Source organism: Bradyrhizobium guangdongense (assembly GCF_006483445.1).
GTDB classification, from domain to species: domain Bacteria; phylum Pseudomonadota; class Alphaproteobacteria; order Rhizobiales; family Xanthobacteraceae; genus Bradyrhizobium; species Bradyrhizobium guangdongense_A.
Genome location: NZ_PPPT01000067.1, coordinates 1 through 25,448, shown reverse-complemented (window position 1 = coordinate 25,448; position 25,448 = coordinate 1). Strand labels below are relative to the sequence as shown.

Sequence of the window (25,448 nt, the reverse complement as noted above, 5' to 3'; positions counted from 1 at the left end):
GGCACCGTCCAAGGCAGGGGATTATTTCTGTAAATCGGAAGAAAGTCAAGAGGGTTTCGAAAAATCGGAATCCTGGGTATTGGGTCCGGCCCGTTACTTCCCCTTGCCCTTGCGTGCCTTGGCCGATTTGGAGCGTAGCCGCTCGAGCTGGCCTTTCGGCATGCTGAGGCAGATCTCCCCCACCCATTCCAGCTTCACACCGACGATCGGCTTGGCGTTGAAGCTGGTCAGGTTGACGACGGAGGGCGATTTGCCACGCTCGATGGTCTTCAGGTAACGCTCCCCGGTCTTCAGGCGCACCACGGCCTCCTCGCCGTAGAAGCTCGACAGCGGAAAGCGCTGCTCCTTGTAGACGACGATCACGTCGCCGTCCTCATATTTGGGCAGCATCGAATCGCCGGTGACCTCGAAGGCGACGGTTTCCTCCATGATCGTGAGAGGAAGGGTGATGTCGCCAAGACCCTCGGGAGGAACCTGTTCGTAGTCCGGCTCGATCACCGCGCCGGCGCCGACACGGCCCATGATCGGGGCGAGATTGAGCTCAAGATACTCCATGATCGGAACAATTTCCGAGGCCTTCACGAGGCGTTCGCCACCCAGGATTTCGGAGACCGCACCCGGGCGCACACCCATGGCCGCGGCAAGCCCGCCCTTGCTCTTTCCAGATCGCTTCAGGCCGCGTTCGATCATTGTGGCGTCAAGCATTGGTGATTCCCTCATTTGGACAAATTCTGCGCCGTTGTAATCCGAAATTCGGAAACGATGCAATCGTAATCGTCTGAATATCCGAATCCTGCCTTGACTTTTTGTTCGGAATATCGGAATGTGAGTCTGCGCCCGGACGGTCGGTCCGGAGGCGTGGATCACAGGCAGGCATCATGGAACCCAGTAACTGGGCGCCGGAGCATTCCGGCGCGCTGCGCGACTATGTTCTCAAGGGATTTTCGTTCGGGAGGGCGACGAGGGAGATAAATAGAACATTCGGAACGGCTTACACCAGAAATGCAGTACTCGGACGTGCCCGGCGGATGGGTCTGTCGGTGTCACCCACCGTCGACAGTCCATCCATCGCTCCGTTGCTGGCGGGAGCCGAGCATCACGCGCAGGTGTCGGCGAAGCCAGCAGATGCGTCACATCCGCGCGTATTGGAGTTGCCGCCGAAGGCGGTTCTGAAACCTGCCGAACCAGTCAAGCTGCGCTGCGTCGGCGTCCAGCCGCGCCTGATATCACTGCTCGAACTCGAGCCGGGCGACTGCCGCTACCCCTATGGCGGCGACAAGGAAGGTGAGGAGATCGCCTTCTGCGGCCATCCAAGGCGTCCGGGCTCGAGCTACTGCGCGCCGCATTTCCGTCTGACCTGGGGACCCGGCTCCGTATCGGAGCGCGCCGCCGTGGTGCTGAGGATCGTACGCGTCGCCTGAAGCGACGTCGTTGAACATGCCCGTCTCTCATCGTTTGCAAGGAGTAACCGAATGGCACGTGCCAGGCGCGGCAGGCCTGCGAGCATCAACGACCGGCACGCCGGCGATCCGACGATCAATGCCGATGTGGCGATGGTCGAGGTCGATAATCCCCTGGCGTTGGAGCCGGGGGAGAAGATCGCTGCCTTGCGATCCGTTCGCGGCGATCCGCTCGGCCGGCTGCATTCGCATCACCAGATCGATGAAGCCCAGTATCGCGGCGGCCGCGCCTTTCAGAGCGATTGGGAGCGGGCGGAGCGAGGGCCGCAGGCCGTCGATCCGACCCGCGAATATGTCGATGGCATCCAGGCCCGCGAAGCCATCACCGAAAGCCAGCGCCAGGCGGTGTTGAGGTTGAACCGGATCAAGCGTGAACTCGGCACCGACGGCACCACGCTGGTGCATGACGTGCTGATCCTTGGGTTGACGATGGAGCAGATCGGAGAACGCCGGTCGCTGCGCAGCCAGCGCTGGAGCGAATATTTTTCGAGGCGATTCCGCGAATGTCTCGACCGGCTCGCGCTGTGTTACGGCTTTGCGACGGAAGGAGCCGCAGAACGGCGGCAATCGGGTCACTAGGAGCGGTGCGCCAGCAGCCGTGGCCGTGGCGCACGATCCCGGTCTCAAGGATGCGGGACGATCTGGTATGGCGTCGTATAGGGTTCGACGCGGAGCGACGAGTTGGCGAGCAGTCCGATTTTTGCGGTTGGCGCCTGCTGCATTTCGCCGTTCTGTCCGCGGTGCACGTTGTACTGCCACACCGTCAGATCGCCCTTTTGCGCGAGGGCATGGGCGACGGCCGCCGCATCATTGCCGCCGAGTGCCTTGAGCTCGTCCGAGCTGAGCCCGATGATGATTTCGTCCTTCACGGTCACGATCTTGAACAGGTTCATCTTGGTCTCCTGCGCCCGGGCGCCATGTGTAGAACTGAAAGCGAGAAGCGCGAATGCGGCGCCCTTGATGAGATCGCTGCGAGAAAGCATGCCGACTTCCTTTGGTGCTGACGCGCGCCCGATCGTGAAAGATGTCAGCCATGGCGCCCGTGTGATCTGCGTGGCCGTATCGCACGGGCTTTGGTCGCGCGTCTTTGAATGTTGGTTCATGTGATTGGGAAATTGGCGCGATCCGATGAACCTCAACGGGCGCCGTCGCGTCCAAGCTCTCCAAGCCTATGGGCTCAGGGGCGATCCGGGAACACGACCTCGCGATGCACCTCGGAGCCGGATTCGTCCAGCACGCTAATGGTGAGCCGCGGATCCTGAATGCTGCGCTCGTTGCGAAGCCGTTGCGCAAGGTCCTTGCTGTGCTCGATCGCCGCGCCCGGCGATGCGAAATCCAGCCCCTGGCGATCGCGGACCGGAATCCCATCTTTCAAATCGAAATAGTATGTTCGCATCATATCCTGCACTTCCATAGACACATCCGGAAACAAAGCAGGCGCGCGTATGGATGCATTGAGGCCGATCAAGACGCAATTGCGTCAACAGATCGCACGTGTCTTGCCGCCGCCGTGCGATAACGCCAGAGCAGGTCCATCCGGAAACGCCGAGGTGCGATGCTCGCTGAGCAACCCTCGGCTACCGGTTTAACTTGCCTGGGGAGTTGTTCCTTGGCATAATTGCAACCTCGTCGGGTCGGCAGTATCAAGCCAGAGTATGCCGTTCGGTCCGTTGGCCCTGTGGTCGCCCGATCTCAAGCGCTTGAGTCCCTGGCGTTCGAGTTCGAGCATGATCCAGATGTTCGCTGCCCAGAGCCGTTCCCTGCGATAGGTGCAAGATGAAGAACCTTAGTTTCGCGACTGAAATGCACCTGAAGCTTGGCGCGCCGTCGAGCCAGAGCGTTGAGAGTCTGCGGCTCCTGCGCGCGTTCATGAAGCTGGAGCGGCGGCAGCGTTGTGAGATCATCAAGCTGGTCGAAGACCTCGCCACCGACGACGTCGTTCCAGACCATCCCCTGTCCTGAACCGAACGCCTTAGGGCTGCGTGACGCGCTCCGGATCCTGCTGCGCCCGCGCCCGGCCCCTTGATCCGGGCCGGGTTCGGCTGTGCCGCTAGGACGCCCCCCGGCAAATGTGATATCCAGTCACGGACAAGGGAGGACGGCGACATGATCGAACCCAAGCTCGAAGTACCGGCCGAATTGCGTGATCTGGCCGAAAAGACCATCGACCAGGCTGAAAAGGCTTTTGGCATGTTCTTTGACGCCGCCACCAAATCGATGACGTCGGTGCCCGGTCCCGGGTCGGAGGTCTCGAAGCAGGCGCTGGCGTTTACCGAGCAGAACATGAAGTCGGCATTCGAGCACGCCCGCAAGCTCGTCCACGCCACGGATATTCAGGAAGCCATGCGCATCCAGTCCGACTTCCTGCGCAGCCAGTTCACCAGCGCCGGCGATCATATGCGACAGATGACCGGCAGCCTCATGCCGGGCGGCAAGGGCAAGGGTTAGCGCCGCGAGCGCAATGATCTAGCGCAGCGCGCCGATATAGGCCGCGATGTCGCCGGCCTCGGTCCGGCTGAGCGGGAAGCTCGGCATTTTTGGATGCGGATCGAGCAGGAAGAAGGCGAGCTTCTCCGGGCTGAAGTCCGGCCTGCGCGCGATGGAGGCGAAGGCGGGGACGTCGGCGCTGGCCTGCTTCTGCTCGCTCGTCACCGCATGGCAAGTGGCACACCAGCGTTTTGCGAGTTCGGCACCGTGATCGGGATCGGCGGCAAGGGCTGTCGATCCCGACATGCCCGCAGCCAAGGCCAACAGGATCGAAAGACGTCTCACGTTCGCGTGCATGGTTGCTCCTGACCGATCGGTTCTTGGGACCAGCCTCATCCTCACCCGCAGCACGATCCCGGGAATTGCGACAGGTCGATGCGGGCGACGATTGCGCGGAGGAGCCGGCGGACGGAGCGATAGAGGCGGCGAGCGAATGCAGGTGTCCGCGCGACGGGCAGCTCAAAGCTTTCGGCATGGTGCGACGGGCTCTTCATGAGAGCCCTTGTCGCGCAGACGGTCCGGCGGCGCCTTGATCTGCCGCAAAGGAGCCGGCTAGTAGTCGGCTGGATTCATGATCATCGGGCTGGTCGTTTCGGCCGGCGCCAGCGCACTGCTGGCACTCGAGCGCAGGAACTGGTCGAGCGTCGCCTGGATCTTCTCCTTCACCGAGTCAGGACCGCGGTCGCTCAGCTCCGTATGTTGAGCGCCCGTGTTCACGATGTCGATGCCGCGCGATTTCGCCTGCTCCGGCGTCGGCAGCACGCCGGGGTCGGTCTTGAAGTGCGGATCCTGCGAGCGGAACGACAAGATCTTCACGTGTTCGCTGATCACGAAGGGCACGCGCAGATTGTCGAGCGTGACGACCTTGGCCACCAGCTCGGGATGTTGCTTGGCGACATACATGGAGACGTCGCCGCCATTGGAATGGCCGACCAGCGTGATGTGGTCGTAATCGGCGTTCTCCTGCATCTTCTTGAGCTGACGGAGCACGAAGATGATGTTGGCCTCGCAGCGCATATAGACCTCGCGCCGGCCGACATAGGGCTCGCCGACCACCGTCATCAGGGGAGGATCGCTCGGCAGGTCCTGCTGGATGCTGGCAACCAGATATCCGCGCGCGGCGAGCACGTTGGCGAGGAACGAGTACTCGGTGTTCTTCACCGTATTGCCGTTGCTGATGATCGCAAGCGGAAGCCGCCAGAAGCCGAGATTGGCCTTGGTCTCGTAGTCCCGGCGCACGGCGATGGAGACGGCGATCGGCCGCTGCCGCGCGGCATCGAACAGGTTCAGCGTCTCGTGGCGGATGGCGAACTTGCTCACGGCGAAGTATTCGCCGGCGGCAAGAACGCAAAGGAAAGCCAGAATTGCCAGTGCCCGTTTCATCGTCTCCACCCGATCACGTTTCCCTGAACATGGTGACAGGGAACTCGCGGATCGAGCATTCGTGAGCGCAAGTCGGGATTAAATTTAGGCAAGCTTCTCACGGCTGCGCTGCACAGATGCTTTGCAGTGCGAAAAGCGCTCAGCCTTAGAGGCAGTGTCCCTTGCCGCGCTCGGGGCAGAGCCGGAACGCGCTCGACAGCGTGAACAGGAAGCGCGGACTGCGCCTGGGATTGTCGGGCGCGCGGTAGCCGAGCGGGACGGCGACGCCAAAATCGGCCTGCAGATCGTCCCACAGGAACAGCCGCGCGCCGCCGCCGGCCGAGGTCAGAGAAGCACCGTCGCTCAGGCGATAGCCGTCGTTCCAGACCGCGCCGGCATCGGCGAAGCCATAGAACTGATAACCGCTCCAGTAACGGAAGTTGAGCTTCTGGTCGAAGCGAAGCTCGAACGAGCCGGCAAGACCGTTGTCGCCGCTGATCTCGGCTGCGCCATAGCCGCGTCCGAAGGCCGCGCCGCCGAGATAGAATTGCTGCGACGTGAAGAGTGGCCTGGAGGCGGTCTGGCCTGCGCCGGACAGCTTGATCGACCAGGCGTCGTTGAGCGTCTGGTAGCGCGTGAACCAGAAGTTCAGCACCGAGAAGTTCGACGACGCGCCATCGCGGGACAGGAAATCGTCATAGAAGTTCGAGGCGCCGAAGATGTCGAGCCCCTGGCGATAGCCTAGCGTCAGGTAGTTGGTGCCGCCGAACCTGTCCTGCAGCCGGTAGTCGGAGGTCAGGCTCGCAGTCCGGATATGGTCGTTGTAGAACGGGCCGAATACATCGCGTTCAGAGACGTTGCTGACGCCGAGCGCCGCGGTGAGCTTCAGCGTCGACTTCTGCGACTGCAGAGGCACGATGCTCGCGCGAAGCTCGAACGCTTCGGTCTTCGTCACGTCGTTGTCGAGCCGTCGCGCATCGCCCGGATGAACTTCGCTGTAGAGTGCCGACATGCCCAGGCTAAAGCCGTCTACGCCGACGGGAACGTCATAGGACAGCCGGCCGAAGCCGAGCTGGCGCGGATCGTTCGCGATGGTCGAGAGATTCACGGCCAGGGTATCGCCGGGGGCGAGATAGGAATTGAACGCCGCGGTGGCATAGGTCTGCCACGGCCCGACCGACGACGAGCCGAGATTGTCGAGCCCGAACGACGTGAAGATGTGCCAGGTCTTGACTGACACGATCAGGCGGAAGCGACCGGTCGGGCCGCCGATCTCCTCGATCGCGGTGTCGAGGATGCGGACGCCGGGCTTGGCATTGATCAGGAAAAGCTGGCGTTCGAGCGTGGTCAGGCACGACGGACGCTCCGCCAGGACCGGGCCGAGCATCGGCCGGATGCCAAACTGCTCGGCGCCGTCTCCCCTGAGCTCGGCTTCGACGATGCTTCCTTCGACGACCTGAATGCGGACGCGGCCGTTCTCAATGTCTTGGGGTGGAACGATTGCCCGGCTCAGGTGAAATCCGGCTGCGCGATAGACATCGCCGATCGCGCCTGCGATGGCGGCGAGGTCTGCCTGCGAGACCTTCTTCCCGAGATAGGATTGATAGGCTTCTGCAAGGCGGTCTCGGGGGATCGCATGCGCACCGCTGATCGTGACGCTCTGCAGGACAAATTGCGGTCGGGTGTCGCCGCCGACGTTGGGCCGTCCGACCGTCGGTAGTTTTACGGACGGACGCGCTCCCGATTCCTGATCAGATTGGGTCTCGAAATATTTCTCGGTCTGTCGCGGATCAAATCCGGGAGTGTTCGCCTGTTGCGCGAGGACCTGCGGAATTCCCGTAACCGTCGATGCGAGCGCGAGAACGACGGTAGCCAGAAACCTCCAACCGCTCCCCGCGACAGGTCGTACCCCGTAGTACAACGGAGCGCGTCCCCGGATTCGATAAGGAGTTATTAGCCGCATGATTTTTCTTAGTTTTTTATGGTCAACGTTCGGTTAATGCGGCGCTCAACCCTGCCGGGGTTCCGGCTAAGTCTATGTTGAAACATTTCCAGTAAACCTGAGGGCCAGACACACCGGCCCGAGGTTCATCATGCTTGGCAAAACTGGAATGCGGCGCGCCTTGATGGCGGCCCTGATGCTGGGAATGGGTTCGAACGCCTTCGCCGCGGAAGGCGGCGTGTGGTCGGTCAGCAAGGCGTCGGGCGACGTCTGGCTCGCAACCGACGGCGCGCAGCAGGTCTCGCTCAAGCAGGAAGAGGCGCTGAAGCCCGGCGACACCATTCGCACCGGACGCAACGGTCGCGTGCTGCTGGTTCGCGGCGAGGAGACGATCCTGATTTCGCCGAACTCGGTGGTCGGACTGCCTGCCGAGAAGAAGGACGGGCTCTCGACGACCATCGTGCAGCAGGCCGGCTCGATCCTGCTCGAAGTCGAGAAGCGCAACGTCAAGCATTTCGAAGTCGAGACGCCTTATCTCGCCGCCGTCGTCAAGGGAACGCAGTTCAGCGTCACCGTGGGCGCCGGCAGCACCAAGGTCGGCGTGGTCCGCGGCCAGGTCGAAGTGTCTGACTTCAAGACCGGACAGATCGCCCAGGTAATGCCGGGCCAGTCTGCGACCGCGTTCGAGCACGGCAAGCCCGGCCTGAGCCTGAGCGGTGCCGGCACGTTCAATCCGATCGAGCAGGGCAAGCCGCGCGCCTCGACGATCGAGCGGATCCCGGTGCCGAAGTCCGGCCTGACGGCGCCGCGCAATGCCGCCAGCGGCCGTGCGGTCCACGCGCTTGCAACGACCGACAAGGGAAGCAAGCAGGCCGGCACGCTGTCGCGCTCAAATCATGCGTCCGGTCCGAAGCCGGGCGTGGTGCGCATCTCCGGCGCGCTCGGTGAGGTCAAGCTCAACGTCCACAAGGCGACGCATGGGCTCGCGCATGGTGGCGTCACGTCGATCGGGACGCGGAGCGCTTCCCACAACTCCGGTACGGACACCGTCTGGAACGATACGAAGAACAACACGTTGGCTGCCTCCAACAGCAGCAGTCAGACCGCGGTCAACCTGAGCGGCAGCTCGGCCACGAGCAGCAGCAGCAGCTCGAGCTCGACCGGTGGCACCACGGCTGTTGCGACGTCGGCCGGCTCATCGAGCGATGCCTCCGGGAATTCCGGCAACGGGAATGGCAACGGCAACGGAAATGGTAACGGAAACGGCAACAACGGAAACGGTAACGGCAACAGCGGCTCTACCGGCAACGGCAAGGGCAACAACGGCAATGGCAATGGGAACGGCGGCGGCAATGGCAGCAACGGCAACGGCCACGCCTATGGCCGCGGCAAGCACTAGCCACTGACCTCGCGCCAGGACGGCAAGGGGAGCACGTCACGCGATCTGCGTGATGTGCAGGGGGAACAACGTGAAACGCTATCGGCCGCATATTCTGGTGGTGACCGCGATTGCGATCGTGCTGTCGACGGGATGGCACGGCGCGCTTCGCAGCGCGCTCACCGACCTGCGCTTTGCCTGGCAGTCGCGCGAGGCGAGTGGCGACATCGTCGTTGTCGCGATCGACGCGCCTTCAATCGACCGGATCGGCGTATGGCCGTGGCCGCGCCGCCTGCATGCCGAGCTGCTCGGCAGGCTCGAGAGCGCCGGCGTTCGGGACGTCGCCTTCGACGTTGATTTCAGCACGCCATCCGATGTTGCGTCCGATGCAGCCTTCGTCAAGGCGCTGCAGGATGCGGGCGGCTCGACGATCCTGCCGTCCTTCAAGCAGCCGGCGCCGAACGGTGGCGGTCTTCACATCAACCGGCCCCTGAAGCAATTCAGCGATCAATCCTGGGCAGCACTCGTCAACGTGGCGATCGAGCCCGATGGATTGGTGCGTCGATATCCTCTTGGCGACAAGCTCGACGGCAAATTTCTGCCGTCAATGGCTGCGGTCCTTGCTGGAAAGGCCGTGCAGGGAGCGCCGTTCCTGATCGACTACAGCATCCGCTCGGCTTCGATTCCGCGCGTCTCGTATTTCGACGTGCTGCGTGGTGACCCGGCGACCCTCGCGCGCCTCAGGGACAAGAAAGTCATCATCGGTGCGACCGCGCTCGAGCTGGGCGATCGCTTCAGCGTTCCAAACGGTGTCGTTGCGTCGGGGCCGGTGCTTCAGGCGATGGCGGCGGAATCCATCCTGCAAGGGCGGACGTTGCACTGGACCTCCGATGTCGGCATGGCGCTCGGCATCGCCGCTCTTTCGCTGCTGATGATGGTGTCCTGGCGTCGCATCGCTCCAGGTGCCCGGGTCGTGATCCTCGTGACGTCTGCAATCGTCGTTGAGCTCGTGGCCGTCATCGTGCAGACGAAATGGCCGCTGGTCATTGACACCTCGCTGTTCCACATCGCCGTCATCGCCTATCTCACGGCGATCGCACTCGATGAAATCGATTTTCGCAGCCTTCTCGGTCGCATCGCTGAAAGTCGCTTCCACCGCATCGCCATGTCGTTGGGTGACGGTCTTGTCTGCACCGACGAGAGCCACATGATCACGGTGTGGAATCCAGGCGCGAGCGCGATCTTCGGCTACACGCCGGCGGAGATGATCGGCCGGCCCTTCGAAGCGCTGAGCGCTTCTGCCACGGATGGACGCGCCAAACCATTCTCGATGCGCGATGCCGCGCGCCAGGCGCTGCTGGTTCCGGGCGGCGCCGTCGTTGTCGAGTTCGAAGGACGCCGCAAGAACGGCGAAACATTCCCGGTGGAGGCTAGTTTTTCCGGCTGGCAGGGCACCGAAGGATTCCAGTACGGTGCCATTCTGCGCGACATCTCGGTGCGCAAGCGCGAAGCCGCACGCGTCAAATACCTCGCCGAATATGACACGCTGACCGGCCTTGCCAACCGCAACACCCTATACGCCGGCCTGGTCGGCCTGATCGCGGGCGCAGAGTTGAAGTCGCGCGAGATTGCACTTCTCGTGCTCGGGCTCGATGGCTTCCAACAGATCAACGACATGCTCGGGCATGCGGCGGGCGATCTGGTGCTGCAGGCCGTTGCAGAGCGCTTGCGCACGACGGTGGGCGACAAGGTCATCGTTGCGCGGCTCAGCGGCGACGAGTTCGCGGTCGCATTCGATTGCACCGAGGTGGACGTGCCGGTCGGTCGGTTTGCGGATCTCATCACAAGGGCCTTCGAACTGCCGGTCGTGGCCGGGACGCGCCAGCACCGCGTCAAGATCAGTATTGGCGTTGCGGTTTATCCCGACGGTGGGACCAGCGCCGAAGATCTCCTGAGCAACGGGCATCTTGCGCTCTGCCGGGCCAAGGCGACGCGCCGCGGCAGCCATGTCATCTTCGAGAGCGCCATCCGGCAGGAGCTGGAGAACCGGCTGACGCTGGAAAACGAACTCGCGCAGGCCGCCGACCGCAGCGAGTTCGAGCTGTTCTATCAGCCGCAGGTTCGCCTCGTCGACGGTGCACTGATGGGCGCCGAAGCGCTCATACGCTGGCGTCATCCCCTGCGCGGCTACGTGTCGCCCGGAGAGTTCATGCCGGTGGTCAATACCTCTGCTCTGTCCGAGCGGATCGCCAATTGGGTGATGAAGACGGCGTGCCGGCAGGCACGGGCCTGGGAGCTTGCCGGCCACAACGTCCGCGTTGCGATCAACCTTTCGCCATCGCAATTGCATTCTGGCGATCTCGCGGATGCGGTCTCGGAGCTGCTCAAGGCGACCGGATTGTCGCCTGCGCTGCTCGAACTGGAGGTCACCGAGGACATCCTGCTCCTCGACGAGGAGCGCGTGCTCGACATGTTCAAGCGGATTCAGCAGCTCGGCGTCCGCGTCGTCTTCGACGACTTCGGTACGGGCTATGCGAGCCTCAGCTATCTGAAGAAGTTTCCGCTGGATGGCTTGAAAATCGACCGGTCCTTCGTGACCGACCTGCTTGCGGATTCCGACGACGCCGCGATCGTCGGCTCGACGATCGGCTTGAGCAAGCAGCTCGGCCTGTCCGTGATCGCCGAGGGCATCGAGAATCGCGCCACCGCCGACTTCCTCGTCAGCATGGGATGCGAGGAAGGGCAGGGCTATTTCTTCGGCCGCCCGATGCCGGTCGACGCGTTCGAGCGTCAATTCCTGGCCGCACCGGCGACCCTCGAGACCGCCTGAAGACAAGCTCCGTCGAATCGCTATCATGCGGCGACGGATCGACCGTCGCGGGGCTCATCAGGATCTTGTCGCAGCATCAACCGGAAACGAGCAAAGTTTCGCCTCCGCATGAGCGGAAGGGCTATCGCGACCTGCGGCTGGACGCCTGCCGCGGTTTGGCGCTTTGGTTCATCTTCGTCAACCACATACCCGACAACCCGCTGGTCTGGCTGACGCTGCGCAATTACGGGTTCAGCGATACCTCCGAAGTGTTCGTCTTCGTGTCCGGGTACACCTGCATGCTTGCCTATGGTGGCGCGCTGGGGGAGCAGGGTTGGCTGACCATCGTCACGCGCGCGCTGCGGCGAGGTCTGGAAATCTATTGCGCGTTTCTTCTGTTGCTGGTCGCCTATTTCGCGCTGATATGGCTCACCGGCGGCGGCGAGCGCTTTGTCGACGAAACCAATACGGGCTGGTTCTTCAAGAATCCAGGTGAGGCGATCTTTCGCGCTATCCTGCTTCAATATGCTCCGGTCAACACCGACATCCTGCCGACCTTTGTGCTGCTGCACCTCGCGTTCCCGGCGCTGTTGTGGCTCCTCTTGCGGATTCCTGCGGTGACACTGGTTGCGTCGCTCCTGTTGTACTTGATGGTTCAACTCCGAAGCTGGCACGTGCCGGCGTGGCCGAGCGGAGAGCTGTATTTCAACCCCTTTGCTTTCCAACTTCTGTTCGTGTTTGGCGCCTGGTATGCGGGAGGCGGCGCCAGTCTGATCCGGCCGCTCGTGGCGTCGCGCGCGATGTTGATTGCGGCGATACTCTATCTCGTCTTCAGCCTGATCGTTGCCCTGAGCTGGCAGTTTCACATCTTGAATATTCTGATACCGGATGGCGTTGTGAATCTGATCTACCCAATCTACAAGAGTCATCTGGCGCCTGTCCGCCTGCTGCATTTTCTGGCGCTGGCGGTGGTCGTTTCACGCCTCACACCGCCGGATTTGCATGGACCGGTGCGCCCGTATGCGATCGCAATGATCCGGTGCGGCGAGAACTCACTTTCGATGTACTGTTTTGGGGTTCTGCTGTCTTTCATCGGCATGGTCATCATGACCGACGTATCCGGCAGCCTGACGGTTCAGGCCGCGGTGAGTGTGATCGGGATTGCTATCATGGTGCTCGCGGCTACGCTCGCGACCTGGGAAGCAAGGCTCGATCGTCGTGGACCAAAGCTGTTCTGATCCTGGTCCCGTTCCTAACGTCGCCGTGCGATAGCTACTCCGAACATGAACGCGATGCACAGGCTCGCCAATGGGGCCTCGCGCGTGATCGCAGCGAGTGTGGCCAGCGGCTTGCCGGGCTTCCGCGCCTCCTCGATGGCCGCCGTCAGGCGATCGACTGCGGCGTGCAGTCCGCCCGCAACTTCGCCGATCGTCCGCGATACGTCCGTCGCAGCATCGATGGCGCGTTCGGCTACGCCGGGCTGTGGATTGTCCTGAGGTATGTCCATGCTCACGGCTGAAGGGCCTCCGCTGCGCGATGTATTTCAAGGCCGGCACCTTTGGCTATCCGCGACAGGCGCCGTAATGAACGGCGGGTGCCGGCCCTGGAATCGGCAATGCGTGGCGAGGAGTTTGGTTCCTGCTGCGCGGGCCCCTATCCGTGAAACGACGGGTGCGAATCTCTGTTAGGCTTGCACATCAAGGTCCAACCTTGAGCGCGCAGGAGATGGCCGTGACCGATCGCACGATATGGGATCGCACCAGGCGTATCGCGCTGCTCGGCGCCCCCATCGACATGGGGGCCTCGCAGAGGGGCACGCTGATGGGGCCGGCGGCGCTGCGTACGGCGGGCCTTGCAACGCTGCTCGACTCGCTGGGTTTTGACGTGGATGAGTACGGCGACCTCTCCGTCGCCGGGGTTGCCGACCTCGCCGACGAGCCACCGGAAAAAGCCAATCACTATCGCGAGATTCAGCGCTGGACGCGGACACTGAGCAGCCGTGGCTACGAGATCGCAAAGACCGGAGCGATCCCGATCTTCCTCGGCGGCGACCATTCGCTGTCGATGGGTTCAGTCAATGCCATGGCGCGGCACTGGTACGAGCGCGGGCGCAAGCTGTTCGTGCTGTGGCTGGATGCACACGCCGATTACAACACACCGGAGACAACGATCACCGCCAACATGCACGGCATGTCGGCGGCGTTCCTCTGCGGAGAGCCGGGGCTCGACGGCCTGCTCGGCGGCGAGCCCCGGGCCTCGATCGATCCGAGCCGGCTCGAGCTGTTCGGGACGCGCTCGATCGACAAGCTGGAGAAGGACCTCGTACGTGCCCGGCGCATCCGGGTGGCCGACATGCGCCAGATGGACGAGTTCGGCGTCGGTGTGCTGATCCGCCGCCTGATTGAGCGGGTGAAGGAGAACGACGGTGTGCTGCATGTCAGCTTCGACGTCGATTTCCTCGACCCGTGCGTCGCACCGGGTGTCGGTACGACGGTCCCGGGCGGCGCGACCTATCGCGAAGCGCATCTGATCATGGAGTTGCTGCACGATTCCGGTCTTGTTGGCTCCGTCGATATCGTCGAGCTCAACCCGTTCCTCGACGAGCGCGGGCGCACGGCGCGTACCGCAGTCGAGCTGATCGGAAGCCTGTTCGGCCAGCAGATCGTCGACCGGCCGACGCCAAGCAATGCGATCGGGGCCGGCGAGTAGGGCGGCAGAAGCGTCGTGAAACAAGCATTCGGATGCGACTGTAGCGGCTGGGCAACAGCCAATCGGGAAGGCGTCGTTAGAATTCGGTCGTGGCTTGGCTGATTCGCAATCTTTGCTGACCGTTAGACACCGGACATTCTCAATGACACGAAGCTTGGCCGTGGCGTCCATTCTTGCTGCGGCCGCGTCGGCAGCGGCGGCCGCGGATCTTCCGGTGAAGGCCATCCCTCCAGTCCCTCTTGGCTGGGCCGGGTCGTATGGTGGCATCGTCGGCGGCTTCGGGACCGGCCAGTCGAGCCAGTCCGATCCAGGATCCGTTCCGCTTCCTCAAGCCATTCTCATATTCGCGGATGGCCGATATTCTTTGAGCGGAGGCCTTCTTGGCGGCACGCTTGGGTATAACTGGCAGCGGGGTGGCTGGGTCTACGGAATCGAGGGTGATTTCTCCTGGACCAATTTGAGCGGATGGTCAGGCATTTGCGGCGCCGTAACTGCGACGCCTCGTCCATGCGGCACGAATCTTCAGGCGCTCGGCACGTTTCGCGGCCGCCTTGGCTATGTCGCCGGCGCCAACAATGACTGGCTGTTCTACGCCACGGGCGGCGTGGCCGTCGGCGATCTCAGGGCCTGGGATGCGCTTGGCCCCGGTGTCGGGCAGGATTGGCGCGCGGGTTGGACCTTGGGCGTCGGCGTCGAAAAAGCGCTCGCACCCAATTGGACCGCCAAACTCGAATATCTCCACGTCGATCTCGGTACCGGGCAGGTCTTCAACGTTTCTCCAGGTGTGGCAGAGAGCGTCAGCCTGACCACCGATATCATCCGTGCCGGCGTCAACTACCGCCTTGGTACGTCCGGCTCCGCTCTGCGGCCGGTTGCCAACGCGCCGATGCAAGGAGGCTGGTCCGGCTGGTACTTCGGTGTGAATGCCGGCTACGTCGATGGCGCCACGCGGATGGATACCGATGGAGCGGTGATCGCGAGCAGCACGTCGCCCGGAACGGCTCCAGCAATGGCCGCTGCCGCAACAGGAACGCTCTCCGCAGGCAACGGCGGGTTCGTTGGCGGCGCGCAGGCCGGCTACAATTTCCAGGCGTCGCCGGCGTTTTTGGCCGGCTTCGAAATTGACATACAGGGTTCGTCGCTGCGCGGGACCGCAAGCGGCGCAGGCACGGCGCCCGTTGCCACCGTGTTTGGTCCGGGGACCGGCACGTTTACGACCAGCATCACGGCCTCGCGCGGTCTGGACTACATCGGAACGGTCCGTGGTCGCTTGGGCGCTACGGTTACGCAAAACCTTCTCGTCTACCTGACGGGCGGCCTTGCCTATGGCGGGGTGAAGTCGAGCACGTCGATCACCCAGACCACTGCAATTGCCGGCGTGCCGTCGGTATCCACCTCAGGCGCGTTTTCCGCCAACCGCGCCGGCTACACCGTCGGGGCCGGCGGCGAATGGATGTTCCTCGGGAAATGGAGCATCAAGGGTGAATATCTCTACTACGATCTCGGCACCGCCTATTATGGCACCGGCGGTTACGGTGTCGACGAGGGCCCGACCAATCTTCCCGGATTTGGCGTTGCCGGAATCGGCACATCCACGCGCGTGCGTTTCAACGGCAATATCGCCCGTGTCGGGCTGAACTATCATTTGAACTGATCGTCGGCTGGAACCAACCGCGGCTGAACTGAATTGACCTGTGAGAGGAAACGACGCAGGTCCATTCATGGCGATCAATCGCATCTGGCATTTGCTGGGTATGCAAAACGCGCTCCGTCATCCCGGCGTGATCGCATTGATCGTGGCGGGCGTGACGATTGCCGTGATGCTGTTTGTCGACCATGGACCATGGGCACGGCCCAAGGTGCAGCCAGCGCATGTCGCCATGTATCACACGACCGGCGAAGCCGCGCACGCCGCAGGCGCAATGGTGTTGCCGACGGAAAAGAGGTCGCCGATCGAGCCGGCACGGCCGGGGCCGAAGACATCCCCGACCGTCAATCCCGTGACGCCTTGAGAGCTAGCTCTTGCGGCCGTAGTTGAGCAGGCCGCCGGTGGTCTTCGGCGGATGTGCGCGGAGCGCGTCCTCGTTCGGTTCGGTGCCCCAGCCGGGTCGATCCGGAATGATCAGGTGACCGTTCACGATCTCCGGCTCGTGGGTGAACAGCTCGCTGTCCCACGCCAAGCGGTCGATGTCGATCTCCATGATCCGCAGGTTCGGCACGGCCGCGCAGAAATGCGCGTTCATCATCGAGCAGAGATGGCCGTAGAAATTATGCGGAGCGACGTTGACCTCGAAGGCCTCGGCGGCATTGGCAATCTTCATCGACTGCCACACGCCGTTCCAGGGCGTGTCGATAATCGCCACATCCATCGCCTGCTCACGGAAATAGGGCAGGAATTCGCGCAAGCCCAATAGCGTCTCGCAAGACGAGATCGGGTGCGGGCTTTGCCTGCGGATATAGCCGAGCGCTTCCGGGTTGAAGCTGTCGATCTCGACCCAGAACATGTCGAGGTCGGCGATCGTGCGCAGGATCTTCAGGTAGCCTTCGGTCTTGGCGTTGAAGTTGCAGTCGAGCAGGATGTCGACGTTGGGACCGGCGCCGTCGCGGATGGCCTCGAGATGCATGTGCAGGTCGCGCAAGATCTTGCGGTCGACATTGATTTCGGGTGCGAAGGGCGAGCCGAAACCCGGGCGCCAGCCGGAAGGCTTGCCGTCGTCATAGGAGAAGATGTTGGTCTTGAGCGCGGTGAACTTTTTCTCGCGCACCTCGTGGCCCATCGCCTTGACGCCGTCGAGGTTCTCGATCGGCGGCTTGTACCAGGAGGGATGATTGATCCGCCAGGTCGCGCAGTGCGACCAGTAGACCCGCACGCGGTCGCGGATCTTGCCGCCGAGGAGCTGATAGCAGGGCACGCCGAGCAGTTTTGCCTTGGCATCGAGCAGGGCATTTTCGATTGCACCGAGCGCCTGCGCCACCACGCCGCCGGCGGCCGGGCGCGTCGCCGCGAACAATTCTGCGTGGATGCGCTCGTGCTGGAAGACGTTCTGGCCGATGACGCGGCCCGACAGGCGCTGGATCGCGGCGCCAACGCCGGGCGAGCCAAACCCCTCGTCGAACTCGCTCCAGCCGACGATGCCGTCTTCGGTCGTCAGCTTGACGAAATGGTAGTTTCGCCAGCCGGCATCGCAGGCGAGGATTTCTATGCTCGTTGCTTTCGATGAATTGGTCATGTCGCTCCCTGCTGGCCCGTTGAGCCTTCTTGGTTTTATGGTCCGGCCGGCATGGCCGGAGGCAGACGGGGATACCCCTGGAACTTGTTAAGCCAACGGGCGAGGCGCGGGAAGAGACTGGAAGGATCGCCTGAAAAAATCGGCCATGATGTTTCCCGGGATCGTCCCGAAATTGCACCAGTCGCTGACGTTTTTGGCCACAATCGGAACCGATCCTCGGTTCCATGAAGATTTTGGGTGTAATCGCGATTCTGGCGCTCCTCACCATGAGCGGGGCCGCCATTTCCGACCAGCTTTTGACGGCCGATCAGCAGACCGCGCACAGGGTGCAGTAGGCGCGATTTGCTGTGGGCGCTTTGTCCTTTGGGGGGATGACAGGGATGCTTTCCGTAGACCAGTTTCTGAGACTGATCAGTGTGCCGGCCGTGTTCGCGGCCTTCATCATCGCATCGCAGATCTCGGCGGCGCTCTCGCCGGCCTGAGCCTCTAGCCGAGGCCGAGCACGAACGAGCCGAGCAGGGCGACCACGGCCAGCGCCATCACCGCGGTGCCGAGCCAGCCGAGCGCGACCAGCCATGTCCGCGCCTTGAAGCGGCCCATGATCGCCCCGTTCGACACGATCGCCATCATCATCGCCATGATCGGGACGGCGACGATGCCGTTGAGCACCGCGCTCCAAACCAGCATGTGGATGGAGTCGATGCCGGTGAAGCCGAGGCCGAAGCCGATGATGGTCGCCGCCGCGATGATCGCATAGAAGCCGACCGCCTTCTCGGGTTTTGCCTCCAGCGTGGCGCGCCATCCAAAAATCTCCGCGACGCCATAGGCCGCCGATCCCGCCAGCACCGGAATCGCCAGCATGCCGGTGCCGATGATGCCCAGCGCAAACAGCAGGAAGGTGAAGTCGCCGGCGAGCGGGCGCAGCGCTTCGGCGGCTTCCGTCGCCGAATTGATCCTGGTGACGCCGTTGGCGTTGAGCACCGACGCCGTGGTCAGGATGATGAAGAAGGCGATGCCGTTCGACAGCAGCATGCCGACCATGGTGTCGGCCTTGATGCGCGCGAGCTCGGGATCGCCGCCGCGCCGTGACAGCTCGCGCAGCGGACGGTCGCGCTGACCCTGGTTCATCTCCTCGACCTCCTGCGAGGCCTGCCAGAAGAACAGATAAGGGCTGATGGTGGTGCCGAGCACGGCGACCACCATCAAGAGATAGTCCGCGCTGACATTCGCCTTCGGCCAGACCGCCGCGAGCAACGCCGTGCTCCAGGGAATTTGCACGGTGAATGCGGTCGCGACATAGGCGAACAGCGTCAGCGTCAGGAATTTGAGGATCGGCGAATAGCGGCGATAGGGCACGAAGACCTGCAGCAGGGTCGAGAGCGCGGCAAAGATCAGCGCGTGCTCGTGGTTGAGGCCGCCGATCACCAGCGACAGCGCTTCCGCCATCGCGGCGATGTCGGCCGCGATGTTGAACGTGTTCGCGGCAACGAGCGCCGAGACCAGCGCCAGCACCAGCCAGCGCGGCGCGACCTTCATGATATTGGCCGCCAACCCCTTGCCGGTGACGCGGCCGATCTGCGCGCTGACGAGCTGGATCGCGATCATGCACGGCGTGGTCAGAAACACCGTCCACAAGAGCCCGAAGCCGAATTGCGCGCCGGCCTGCGAATAGGTGGCAATGCCCGACGGATCGTCGTCGGCGGCGCCCGTCACGAGGCCCGGCCCGAGCCGCTGCAGCACCATCGTTGCCGATTTTTGCGGTGCTGCGGTGTCTGTCATAAATCGGGGTGCCGTGCAGGTATGGTTGCCAAAATCTCCCGGCTAACTCGGTTTGCATCGGGAAGTTCCGCACGGCGAGCCAGAGTCCTCCGCTCTGCGGTCGTCAAGCGAAAGAGGAAAGCCCCGGCGAATGTCAGCCTTGCGCTGCAAGCAATGGTTGCAACGGCGCGGGCTGCCCGGATGCATGGTACCGTGCATCCATCGGGACGGCATTTCCCGTCCCGAATTTGGGGGTGTCTCATGAGGATATCATTGAGCTTTGCCGTGCCTTCAGCCGTCGCCATTTTGTCAACTGCGCTGCTGTGCAGTACAAGCGGTACGGCCCTGTCACAACCCACGCCCACCTCTAGCTCGTCGCTTCCGGCCGTCTCGGTCGACGCGCCGAAGCAGGTGGCAAGACCGACAACGACTGCGCCGAGCCAGGGCGCAGCGACGACGACCTCGCACCGCAGAAGCGGCCCGTCGATCGCTCATGCGCCAGCGTTTGATCCGAATTCGGCTTTGGGGAGGCTCGCCAAGCTGGAGAGATCCGCCAGCAGTTGCAGCGGTGGTTGCGAAACGAGCTACAGGGTCGGCAACCAGCCCTGGATTGGATGCAGCTATGGCGGGGAGGGCTTTGGGACCGGAAACTTCTCGTCCACGTGCACGGACACGATCGCCCACCGGACCTACTTGCAGTGCCTGGAAACCAGAACCTTCACAGGCTCGACGGGCAGAGAGGCCCGGTGGCTTTGCAGCAGCCTGCAAGCCGGGGGCAAGCTGCCCGGCGAGCGGCAGGTCGCCGACATCAAGCCATCGGTCCGCCGCTAGTCCACGTCGCCTGATCATCGCCAGAAACGTGGAGAGCCTGCGGCCGGGTCCGGCCGCAGGCTCTTCTGTTTCGGCCCGGTTTAGTCAACACTGAGGCCGGCGCAATTTGCGCGCCCATTTCTTCTATTTGATGCTGACGAACATGCCCCAGGCGGCGGCAAGGCCGGCGCCCGCAAAGACGATCAGCGGGTTCTCGCAGAACGTGCTGCCATAGGTGCACATCGTCGTGCCGAACGAGCCGATTTCGTGATGGCTCGCGGAGTAGAACAGTCCCGACAGCACCAGCAATGCAGCGGCGACGAAGTACATCGGTCCGGCTCCTTGTGCGCTCGGGCGGCGGGCGCCGTGTGGCGTCGTCGCCCGGCATCGATGCGAGCTGCAAGTTGAGCAGGCAGAGATTTCATTCCGCCAAATTCGATTTGGGCGATTTTATTAAAGTTGAGGGGAGGCCGCCTGCGGGCGATCGGGTACCGGGACCGGCGACGAAACACGCCTGAAACAGTCGTGAAACCAGATAGTTCTGAACGCGCGAGCCGCGGGGCACGACCAATCGTGACGAAGAGGAGATATTCATGATCCAGGTCGGTTCGAAGGAAGAAGTCGCGTTCTTGCTGGCGCTGTTCGGCACCCATACCCAGCCCGTCAGGCAGTCGAAGCCGAAGTCGACGCGCGGGTAATGCCCGATCATGCAAGGCCTCGACAATTGCCAGCGCCTGTTGCGCCGGCTGATCTCCGCTGGAGATCCAAGTGCCATCCCCGTCGCCGAATGCGCCATCGATGATTACGTCGAGCTCGCGGAACGCTGCGCGCGCGAAAGCGGCCTGCGCCTGTTGCAGCAGGATGCATGGGAGCAGCATGCCGTCATGGTCGGCGTGCAGCGCTCGTTCGCGGAGACGGTGAATGCGTATATCGAGAGGAAGCTGGCGGGAGGGTAGGATACCTTGCAGCTGACGAGCGTAGGCCGAGCGAAATAATTTCGGAATTATCAAAATAAGACTTGACCCGTCGGGCAAATCACCTGTATATTGTCATCATCGAAAGAAGCATCTATCGGCCCGCGCGGAGACATCCGTCGCGGGTTTTTTCATGTCGTGAGGGAGCTTTGCCTTGAAAAAGCAACTTATCCAACATGAGCCAGACGTCATCCCAGCAGCCACCGCCCCGATTAGTCGGACTAGTCAGGAAGTGGACGGCCCTCCTTACGATACTTTGCAATCCACTCTTCTTCCGTCAGTCGAAGAACGGATGGTGGTCGTACCCTTTGAGGATGGGTTCCTTCAGCTTCCAGAGCGCGCTCTAGATGTTGGTGCTTCGCGTCTTCGCTTAGCCAGTGGGGAACGTGTTGGCTTGCAGGATTATGCAGATTCGGTAGGGGCAGTACTGGAGGTTTTGGACAGGAGAGGTTTGTTCTGCCTAAAGCTGCGTTGAGATTGTCTCCTAGGTACAAAAGCATCAACTTCATATTGTCGAAGAATGCTTGTTGTTCCTTGAGAAGGGACAACCCAATGTGCTTGTGGTCGTAGTCAAACCCTTGAGCTCGATTGGCAGCATCCTCAAGCTGTGAGAAGTACAACCCATCAGACCCATGCGCCCAGTGGCAATGAGCATATTGGTTGCGGATTTTGAGGCAATGCCGAACTGCTCCAAGTGTTTCTTCATAGATTGGCTTGAGATTTACCTTGACGAAGGTGTCTCGCATCAAGACATCTGCAAGATCTATGCGTCCCCCCGTTGATCGGCTCCGGTACATGGCTCTCAAGGCCATGTTCTGGTTTCCGAGCGCCGCCGCGGCAACGAGGCCGAACAGCAGTTCAATTTCGCCGAAGGACACAACGAGTTTACCGACGATGGCTCCCTCTATTGGGTGTGCATCGAAGCTCGGATTTATTGACATATCGAAGGCTCTAGCAAGAATGTGTGAAAATGTTGAGCGCGTGGGCTGCGCGAGGGAAGACAAGCGTTCTCCTCAAGATGAGGTCACTTTATCTTCCTTGTCCGCCCCGCGCGCAACGATCTTTAGACGCTCGTCCGGCAACGGCCGCTGCAACACCTTCGCCTCATCCCACGGCGCCCGCAGCCATACATCCCGTTCTTCATCCGTGGTGAGGATCACCGGCATCGCCTTCGGATGAATCGGCTCGACGACGGCATTCGCCGCCGTCGTGAGAAAGCCGTAGACCTGATGCGGTCCCGGAATCGGTTTTGACTTCGTGCCGCGGTCGCCGTTGAAGGTGGTCCAGATGCCGGCGAAGGCGAACAGTGGCCGCACCTCCGCGCGTGCGAACCAGACGACGTCTTTCTTCTTCGTCTCAGGGTTCGGCTCCGGCGCGTATTCGGCAAAGCTGTTCACCGGCACGAGGCAACGATGCTCAGGCTTGAGCCAGGCGCGCCAGTGCGGCGATGAGGTGTTGCGGATGTTCGTCACGGGCGGGCCTCCGGTGCGCGGTGGCGGCGGCATGCCCCAGCGCATCATCACCATCTCGCGCTCGCCATTGGCATCGCGGATCACAGGCGCCGGGTAATCCGGAAACACGCCCGGCATCGGCGCGAGGTTGCCTTCGTAACGGCGGACGATGCGGAAGAGGGCTGCAATCGCCGCCTGATTGGTCGTGATTGAATAGAGGTTGCACATTGGCTACCTGATGGCGTTCGGGGTTCTGTAGTCTAGTATTAGATTCAGATCGCCATTTCCCAAAAAAGGCCTGTCGATGGGATGTTGCACCGAAGGGGGCCCCGAGCTACCATTCTAGCTAGGGTTGAGGGGAGCATCATGATTAAGGGATTTGCCGTAGCAGCCATATTGGCACTTATTTCCGGACCCTGCTGGGCGGAAGTGTGCAACCTCACCGATTTCGAGGCGAATGTCATTTCGTGTAAGAACGCCTGCGATCAATCCCACCAACAAGCGGAGTGCAACGGTAGTGGCACGATGAGCACTACCTCAGCTTCCGATGACGCGGACGGCATTATACGAGGCTTTGAGGTTTGCCATGCTGATCGCAATGGGAAAGATAAAACCAAAGATGAAATAGCAGAAGCGTGCCTTAACTCGAACCGGCAAGACATCATCAACATCGTCCGAAGAATTTACAACCATCCTAAGCCGCCGCCACCTCCGCCACCGCCGCCGCCCGTAAAAAAGTACGAATTTAACAACGCCCCAATGCACGGGGCGCCAGACGACAAGCAAGTCGTCATAGCCGACTTGACCTTTGAAGGCACTGGCGAGTACGCGCAAATTACCCTGGATTTCCGCCGCAACGGTGAGCGGGTTTTCAACCTCAGCACGTATGCCGTCAACTATTCCAAAGACAACGGCAAGCTGCTGGTCAAGATCACTACTTATGACAAAAGCGTTAAAGACGTTTCTAAGTTCAAGTATACGGTCACCGGCACTTTAGCGGTGACGGTGCCATAGGCTTGCAATGCATCTCGCCTCTATCGACGGTGCATGGCTCCTTTAGCACGTAAGAGTCATAGGCCGCCGTTGCCCGTCGCCTAGGACAACGGCGGCTTTCGGCCACATAGAAACGGGAGACATCCATCGGGGACGGATCTACCGCTCTTCGCTTGGATGCACCCACTTATAAGGCGTGATCTCCCGCGTTTCCGTCAGCTTGATCATGTGAACGGGCGGCGCGTAACGTCCTTTCCGGCATGACCGGCACTTGAGCGAAGCTTCCAGCTTCCAGATCGGCGTATCGCGCGGCCGGCGGATCGCATCGAGCGGCAGGCTGGCGCGCGTCTTACACTTGTTGCATTCGACCTCGAGCCAGCCCAGGCCGCCGTTCAGGCATTGCGCGATGGTCGGCGACGGTTGGCTGGGGCCGCCGTAACCTTCCATCCGGAGCGACCAGGCTTCTGCCTCGGCACGATCCGCTTCGCGGATGGCCTTCTCGGCGTCCTTGCGTGCCTGCCCGGCGCGCAAGTTAGCGCCCATGATCTTGCTGCCCCAGATGACCTCGCGCGATTTGGTGCCCATTGCGGCATCAAAGCGATGTGTTCGTGCGTTGGCAAATTATCGATTCCTGGTGGGCGGGAGCGCCGGGCTCCTACTGCTTCTCGTGGGTGTGGAAAAGCGTGCGGCGTCATGACGGCCGATTATCATTTGTTAGGTGGACAGGCATTCGACTTTCTTCCGGGCATTCGACGCCGCGAGCTTAGGAACGATCTGCCCGTGCGCAGGCTTGTCCACGGTGTCTCTCTCTTAACCTGACAGCCCTCGCTCGTAACCCAAGCGAGGGCTGGTTTTTAGGAACGGCAACTTCGTCGCCACATTGGTTGCTCCGGTGCGGCGCGCGGTATGTCGCGACAAACTGCGCGAACAGCACGGGAAAAATTGGAACGTCCTTCTCCAGGCCGTGTTGTGAAGTGCCATAACTGGAGGACGAAATGAAAAAGACTCTTCTACTGATTCTCACGGCTGCTTCGCTCGCAGCCGGTCCGGCGCTCGCGCAAAATCCCCCTGCGACCGATCGCCCCAACAACAATGCGGTGAACAGCAGCGGCCAGAACAACTCGGACAAGCCGGTCGCGGGCGCAAACAGCTTTACGGAAGGACAAGCCAAATCGAAGATCGAGGAGGCCGGTTACACGAATGTCACGGCGTTGAAGAAGGACGACAACGGCGTGTGGCGCGGCAAGGCCAGCAAGGGCGGCTCGACCGCCGACGTCAGCCTCGATTTTCAGGGCAACGTCAACGCGGCCAAGTAAATCCAACGATCAAACGAGACAAGGAATTCAAAATGACCGTGACGATTTCACGCCTCTACGACAACTATGCAGACGCGCAGCGCGCTGTGACCAATCTCGAAGCAGCGGGTGTGCCGCATTCGGATCTGAGCATCGTGGCGAACAACTCCGACAACTGGTACAGCACCGACAGGAAGGTCGATCGGGATCGCGATGGCGTTGACGACCGCGCGGAAGGCGCGGGAGCGGGAGCCGGGATCGGTGCCGGCCTTGGCGGTGCAGCAGGCTTGCTGACTGGCCTCGGCTTGCTGGCCATCCCCGGGCTCGGCCCGGTGGTTGCAGCCGGATGGCTCGCGTCGACGGCCGTCGGCGCGGCCGCCGGCGCCGCAACCGGCGGAGTCATCGGCGCCCTGACCCAGGCTGGCGTGTCGGAAGAGGATGCGCCGCTTTACGCCGAGGGCGTCCGGCGTGGCGGCACGCTGGTTTCGGCACGTGTCGCCGATGCTGATCGTGCGCGCCTGGAAGCGATCCTGGACCAGTCATCCGTGAACCTTCGCGAGCGCAGAGCGGAGTGGCAAAAGTCCGGTTGGGAAAGCTTCGATCCTTCGGGCACGGCCTACAGCGCAGAGGACGTGCGCAAGGAGCGGCAACTCTACGGCGCCGGATTGCGCTGAACAACGGCGGCCCGCTTTGGCGGGCCGTACTGTTCTGCGCGGCCCGTCGCAAGCTTTCCGATCGGCAATCGATAAAAGTTCGGAAATACGAAAATAAGACTTGACCCGTCGGGCAA

Annotated in this window: 27 protein-coding genes; 14 read left to right on the top strand and 13 right to left on the bottom strand. The window is 62.1% G+C overall.

The window, feature by feature from the left end:
• Window positions 1–93 precede the first annotated feature (93 nt).
• Window positions 94–705 carry a S24 family peptidase gene (locus tag C2U70_RS09945; protein WP_140977827.1) on the bottom strand — a complete coding sequence of 204 codons (612 nt, stop codon included), beginning with the start codon at window positions 703–705 and terminating at the stop codon, window positions 94–96.
• A 173-nt stretch (window positions 706–878) separates the two neighbouring features.
• Between C2U70_RS09945 and C2U70_RS09940 the strand changes: the two genes are divergently transcribed.
• Both C2U70_RS09940 and C2U70_RS09935 read left to right on the top strand, forming a co-directional pair.
• The gene (locus C2U70_RS09940) at window positions 879–1,421 is read left to right on the top strand and encodes a GcrA family cell cycle regulator (RefSeq protein ID WP_140977826.1); all 543 of its coding nucleotides are present in this window, start codon (window positions 879–881) and stop codon (window positions 1,419–1,421) included.
• A 51-nt stretch (window positions 1,422–1,472) separates the two neighbouring features.
• On the top strand, window positions 1,473–2,039 hold the full coding sequence (locus tag C2U70_RS09935; protein WP_140977825.1) for a hypothetical protein: 567 nt from the start codon (window positions 1,473–1,475) through the stop codon (window positions 2,037–2,039).
• Between the two features lie 44 nt (window positions 2,040–2,083).
• Here the strand turns inward: C2U70_RS09935 and C2U70_RS09930 are convergent, their stop codons facing one another.
• Both C2U70_RS09930 and C2U70_RS09925 read right to left on the bottom strand, forming a co-directional pair.
• Window positions 2,084–2,443, bottom strand: coding sequence for a hypothetical protein (locus tag C2U70_RS09930; RefSeq protein WP_140977824.1), 360 nt, complete (start codon window positions 2,441–2,443; stop codon window positions 2,084–2,086).
• Window positions 2,444–2,637: 194 nt separating this feature from the next.
• A complete protein-coding gene (locus C2U70_RS09925; protein WP_349629567.1) occupies window positions 2,638–2,928 on the bottom strand; it encodes a DUF6894 family protein in 291 nt (96 codons plus the stop codon).
• A 308-nt stretch (window positions 2,929–3,236) separates the two neighbouring features.
• Between C2U70_RS09925 and C2U70_RS09920 the strand changes: the two genes are divergently transcribed.
• Together C2U70_RS09920 and C2U70_RS09915 are read left to right on the top strand one after the other, a co-directional pair.
• Window positions 3,237–3,422: a hypothetical protein gene (locus C2U70_RS09920; protein ID WP_140977823.1), complete on the top strand. Its 186-nt coding sequence runs from the start codon at window positions 3,237–3,239 to the stop codon at window positions 3,420–3,422.
• Between the two features lie 144 nt (window positions 3,423–3,566).
• Window positions 3,567–3,908 carry a phasin gene (locus C2U70_RS09915; RefSeq protein WP_140977822.1) on the top strand — a complete coding sequence of 114 codons (342 nt, stop codon included), beginning with the start codon at window positions 3,567–3,569 and terminating at the stop codon, window positions 3,906–3,908.
• A gap of 18 nt (window positions 3,909–3,926) precedes the next feature.
• Here the strand turns inward: C2U70_RS09915 and C2U70_RS09910 are convergent, their stop codons facing one another.
• The 3 genes from C2U70_RS09910 to C2U70_RS09900 form a co-directional block, all read right to left on the bottom strand.
• A complete protein-coding gene (locus C2U70_RS09910) occupies window positions 3,927–4,244 on the bottom strand; it encodes a c-type cytochrome (RefSeq protein WP_140977821.1) in 318 nt (105 codons plus the stop codon).
• Window positions 4,245–4,499: 255 nt separating this feature from the next.
• A complete protein-coding gene (locus C2U70_RS09905; RefSeq protein ID WP_140977820.1) occupies window positions 4,500–5,330 on the bottom strand; it encodes an alpha/beta fold hydrolase in 831 nt (276 codons plus the stop codon).
• Between the two features lie 145 nt (window positions 5,331–5,475).
• Window positions 5,476–7,272 carry a ShlB/FhaC/HecB family hemolysin secretion/activation protein gene (locus C2U70_RS09900; protein ID WP_140977819.1) on the bottom strand — a complete coding sequence of 599 codons (1,797 nt, stop codon included), beginning with the start codon at window positions 7,270–7,272 and terminating at the stop codon, window positions 5,476–5,478.
• A 130-nt stretch (window positions 7,273–7,402) separates the two neighbouring features.
• Here C2U70_RS09900 and C2U70_RS09895 point away from each other — a divergent pair, with 130 nt between their 5' ends.
• The 3 genes from C2U70_RS09895 (at window position 7,403) to C2U70_RS09885 (ending at window position 12,676) form a co-directional block, all read left to right on the top strand.
• Window positions 7,403–8,650 carry a FecR family protein gene (locus tag C2U70_RS09895; protein ID WP_140977818.1) on the top strand — a complete coding sequence of 416 codons (1,248 nt, stop codon included), beginning with the start codon at window positions 7,403–7,405 and terminating at the stop codon, window positions 8,648–8,650.
• A 70-nt stretch (window positions 8,651–8,720) separates the two neighbouring features.
• Entirely contained in the window at window positions 8,721–11,459 is a 2,739-nt protein-coding gene (locus C2U70_RS09890) for an EAL domain-containing protein (RefSeq protein ID WP_186294164.1), read from the top strand.
• Between the two features lie 65 nt (window positions 11,460–11,524).
• Window positions 11,525–12,676 (top strand): OpgC domain-containing protein, encoded by a 1,152-nt coding sequence (locus C2U70_RS09885; protein WP_246666715.1) that lies wholly within the window; start codon window positions 11,525–11,527, stop codon window positions 12,674–12,676.
• Window positions 12,677–12,690: 14 nt separating this feature from the next.
• On the opposite strand, the gene C2U70_RS09880 is transcribed toward C2U70_RS09885, so the two are convergent.
• Window positions 12,691–12,945: a hypothetical protein gene (locus C2U70_RS09880; protein WP_140977829.1), complete on the bottom strand. Its 255-nt coding sequence runs from the start codon at window positions 12,943–12,945 to the stop codon at window positions 12,691–12,693.
• 224 nt (window positions 12,946–13,169) lie between these two features.
• On the opposite strand from C2U70_RS09880, the gene rocF reads away from it, so the two are divergent.
• From rocF to C2U70_RS09865, 3 genes are all read left to right on the top strand, one after another.
• Complete coding sequence (gene rocF / locus C2U70_RS09875; RefSeq protein WP_140977815.1) at window positions 13,170–14,147, top strand: arginase; 978 nt, start codon at window positions 13,170–13,172, stop codon at window positions 14,145–14,147.
• A 160-nt stretch (window positions 14,148–14,307) separates the two neighbouring features.
• The gene (locus tag C2U70_RS09870; RefSeq protein WP_186294163.1) at window positions 14,308–15,801 is read left to right on the top strand and encodes an outer membrane protein; all 1,494 of its coding nucleotides are present in this window, start codon (window positions 14,308–14,310) and stop codon (window positions 15,799–15,801) included.
• A 67-nt stretch (window positions 15,802–15,868) separates the two neighbouring features.
• A complete protein-coding gene (locus tag C2U70_RS09865; protein WP_186294162.1) occupies window positions 15,869–16,159 on the top strand; it encodes a hypothetical protein in 291 nt (96 codons plus the stop codon).
• Window positions 16,160–16,162: 3 nt separating this feature from the next.
• Here the strand turns inward: C2U70_RS09865 and C2U70_RS09860 are convergent, their stop codons facing one another.
• The 3 genes from C2U70_RS09860 to C2U70_RS09840 all read right to left on the bottom strand — a co-directional run bounded on the left by C2U70_RS09860 (window position 16,163) and on the right by C2U70_RS09840 (window position 20,275).
• Complete coding sequence (locus tag C2U70_RS09860) at window positions 16,163–17,377, bottom strand: mandelate racemase/muconate lactonizing enzyme family protein (RefSeq protein ID WP_140977813.1); 1,215 nt, start codon at window positions 17,375–17,377, stop codon at window positions 16,163–16,165.
• A gap of 486 nt (window positions 17,378–17,863) precedes the next feature.
• Window positions 17,864–19,156 carry an NRAMP family divalent metal transporter gene (locus C2U70_RS09850; RefSeq protein ID WP_140977812.1) on the bottom strand — a complete coding sequence of 431 codons (1,293 nt, stop codon included), beginning with the start codon at window positions 19,154–19,156 and terminating at the stop codon, window positions 17,864–17,866.
• 933 nt (window positions 19,157–20,089) lie between these two features.
• The gene (locus C2U70_RS09840; RefSeq protein WP_140977810.1) at window positions 20,090–20,275 is read right to left on the bottom strand and encodes a hypothetical protein; all 186 of its coding nucleotides are present in this window, start codon (window positions 20,273–20,275) and stop codon (window positions 20,090–20,092) included.
• A gap of 377 nt (window positions 20,276–20,652) precedes the next feature.
• On the opposite strand from C2U70_RS09840, the gene C2U70_RS09835 reads away from it, so the two are divergent.
• Window positions 20,653–20,901, top strand: coding sequence for a hypothetical protein (locus C2U70_RS09835; protein ID WP_140977809.1), 249 nt, complete (start codon window positions 20,653–20,655; stop codon window positions 20,899–20,901).
• 239 nt (window positions 20,902–21,140) lie between these two features.
• Here C2U70_RS09835 and C2U70_RS09830 read toward each other — a convergent pair whose 3' ends face one another.
• On the bottom strand, window positions 21,141–21,923 hold the full coding sequence (locus tag C2U70_RS09830; RefSeq protein WP_140977808.1) for a hypothetical protein: 783 nt from the start codon (window positions 21,921–21,923) through the stop codon (window positions 21,141–21,143).
• A gap of 9 nt (window positions 21,924–21,932) precedes the next feature.
• Window positions 21,933–22,598 (bottom strand): SOS response-associated peptidase, encoded by a 666-nt coding sequence (locus C2U70_RS09825; protein ID WP_140977807.1) that lies wholly within the window; start codon window positions 22,596–22,598, stop codon window positions 21,933–21,935.
• A 138-nt stretch (window positions 22,599–22,736) separates the two neighbouring features.
• Between C2U70_RS09825 and C2U70_RS09820 the strand changes: the two genes are divergently transcribed.
• The gene (locus C2U70_RS09820; protein ID WP_140977806.1) at window positions 22,737–23,384 is read left to right on the top strand and encodes a hypothetical protein; all 648 of its coding nucleotides are present in this window, start codon (window positions 22,737–22,739) and stop codon (window positions 23,382–23,384) included.
• A gap of 138 nt (window positions 23,385–23,522) precedes the next feature.
• On the opposite strand, the gene C2U70_RS09815 is transcribed toward C2U70_RS09820, so the two are convergent.
• Window positions 23,523–23,948, bottom strand: a complete 426-nt coding sequence (locus tag C2U70_RS09815) for a hypothetical protein (RefSeq protein WP_140977805.1) — start codon at window positions 23,946–23,948, stop codon at window positions 23,523–23,525.
• A 410-nt stretch (window positions 23,949–24,358) separates the two neighbouring features.
• Between C2U70_RS09815 and C2U70_RS09810 the strand changes: the two genes are divergently transcribed.
• Window positions 24,359–24,679 carry a PepSY domain-containing protein gene (locus tag C2U70_RS09810; protein WP_140977804.1) on the top strand — a complete coding sequence of 107 codons (321 nt, stop codon included), beginning with the start codon at window positions 24,359–24,361 and terminating at the stop codon, window positions 24,677–24,679.
• 32 nt (window positions 24,680–24,711) lie between these two features.
• Window positions 24,712–25,332 carry a general stress protein gene (locus C2U70_RS09805; RefSeq protein ID WP_140977803.1) on the top strand — a complete coding sequence of 207 codons (621 nt, stop codon included), beginning with the start codon at window positions 24,712–24,714 and terminating at the stop codon, window positions 25,330–25,332.
• The last annotated feature ends 116 nt before the right edge of the window (window positions 25,333–25,448 follow it).

Bases quoted from the DNA above. Each gene is read 5' to 3' on its own strand.
- C2U70_RS09915 (WP_140977822.1), top strand. From the start codon at position 3,567: ATGATCGAACCCAAGCTCGAAGTACCGGCCGAATTGCGTGATCTGGCC.
- C2U70_RS09820 (WP_140977806.1), top strand. From the start codon at position 22,737: ATGATTAAGGGATTTGCCGTAGCAGCCATATTGGCACTTATTTCCGGA.
- C2U70_RS09910 (WP_140977821.1), bottom strand. From the start codon at position 4,244: ATGCACGCGAACGTGAGACGTCTTTCGATCCTGTTGGCCTTGGCTGCG.
- C2U70_RS09850 (WP_140977812.1), bottom strand. From the start codon at position 19,156: ATGACAGACACCGCAGCACCGCAAAAATCGGCAACGATGGTGCTGCAG.
- C2U70_RS09835 (WP_140977809.1), top strand. From the start codon at position 20,653: ATGCAAGGCCTCGACAATTGCCAGCGCCTGTTGCGCCGGCTGATCTCC.
- C2U70_RS09805 (WP_140977803.1), top strand. From the start codon at position 24,712: ATGACCGTGACGATTTCACGCCTCTACGACAACTATGCAGACGCGCAG.
- C2U70_RS09865 (WP_186294162.1), top strand. From the start codon at position 15,869: ATGGCGATCAATCGCATCTGGCATTTGCTGGGTATGCAAAACGCGCTC.
- C2U70_RS09895 (WP_140977818.1), top strand. From the start codon at position 7,403: ATGCTTGGCAAAACTGGAATGCGGCGCGCCTTGATGGCGGCCCTGATG.
- C2U70_RS09815 (WP_140977805.1), bottom strand. From the start codon at position 23,948: ATGGGCACCAAATCGCGCGAGGTCATCTGGGGCAGCAAGATCATGGGC.
- C2U70_RS09920 (WP_140977823.1), top strand. From the start codon at position 3,237: ATGAAGAACCTTAGTTTCGCGACTGAAATGCACCTGAAGCTTGGCGCG.
- C2U70_RS09905 (WP_140977820.1), bottom strand. From the start codon at position 5,330: ATGAAACGGGCACTGGCAATTCTGGCTTTCCTTTGCGTTCTTGCCGCC.
- C2U70_RS09935 (WP_140977825.1), top strand. From the start codon at position 1,473: ATGGCACGTGCCAGGCGCGGCAGGCCTGCGAGCATCAACGACCGGCAC.
- C2U70_RS09810 (WP_140977804.1), top strand. From the start codon at position 24,359: ATGAAAAAGACTCTTCTACTGATTCTCACGGCTGCTTCGCTCGCAGCC.
- C2U70_RS09840 (WP_140977810.1), bottom strand. From the start codon at position 20,275: ATGTACTTCGTCGCCGCTGCATTGCTGGTGCTGTCGGGACTGTTCTAC.
- C2U70_RS09945 (WP_140977827.1), bottom strand. From the start codon at position 705: ATGCTTGACGCCACAATGATCGAACGCGGCCTGAAGCGATCTGGAAAG.
- C2U70_RS09880 (WP_140977829.1), bottom strand. From the start codon at position 12,945: ATGGACATACCTCAGGACAATCCACAGCCCGGCGTAGCCGAACGCGCC.
- C2U70_RS09900 (WP_140977819.1), bottom strand. From the start codon at position 7,272: ATGCGGCTAATAACTCCTTATCGAATCCGGGGACGCGCTCCGTTGTAC.
- C2U70_RS09940 (WP_140977826.1), top strand. From the start codon at position 879: ATGGAACCCAGTAACTGGGCGCCGGAGCATTCCGGCGCGCTGCGCGAC.
- C2U70_RS09860 (WP_140977813.1), bottom strand. From the start codon at position 17,377: ATGACCAATTCATCGAAAGCAACGAGCATAGAAATCCTCGCCTGCGAT.
- C2U70_RS09825 (WP_140977807.1), bottom strand. From the start codon at position 22,598: ATGTGCAACCTCTATTCAATCACGACCAATCAGGCGGCGATTGCAGCC.
- C2U70_RS09930 (WP_140977824.1), bottom strand. From the start codon at position 2,443: ATGCTTTCTCGCAGCGATCTCATCAAGGGCGCCGCATTCGCGCTTCTC.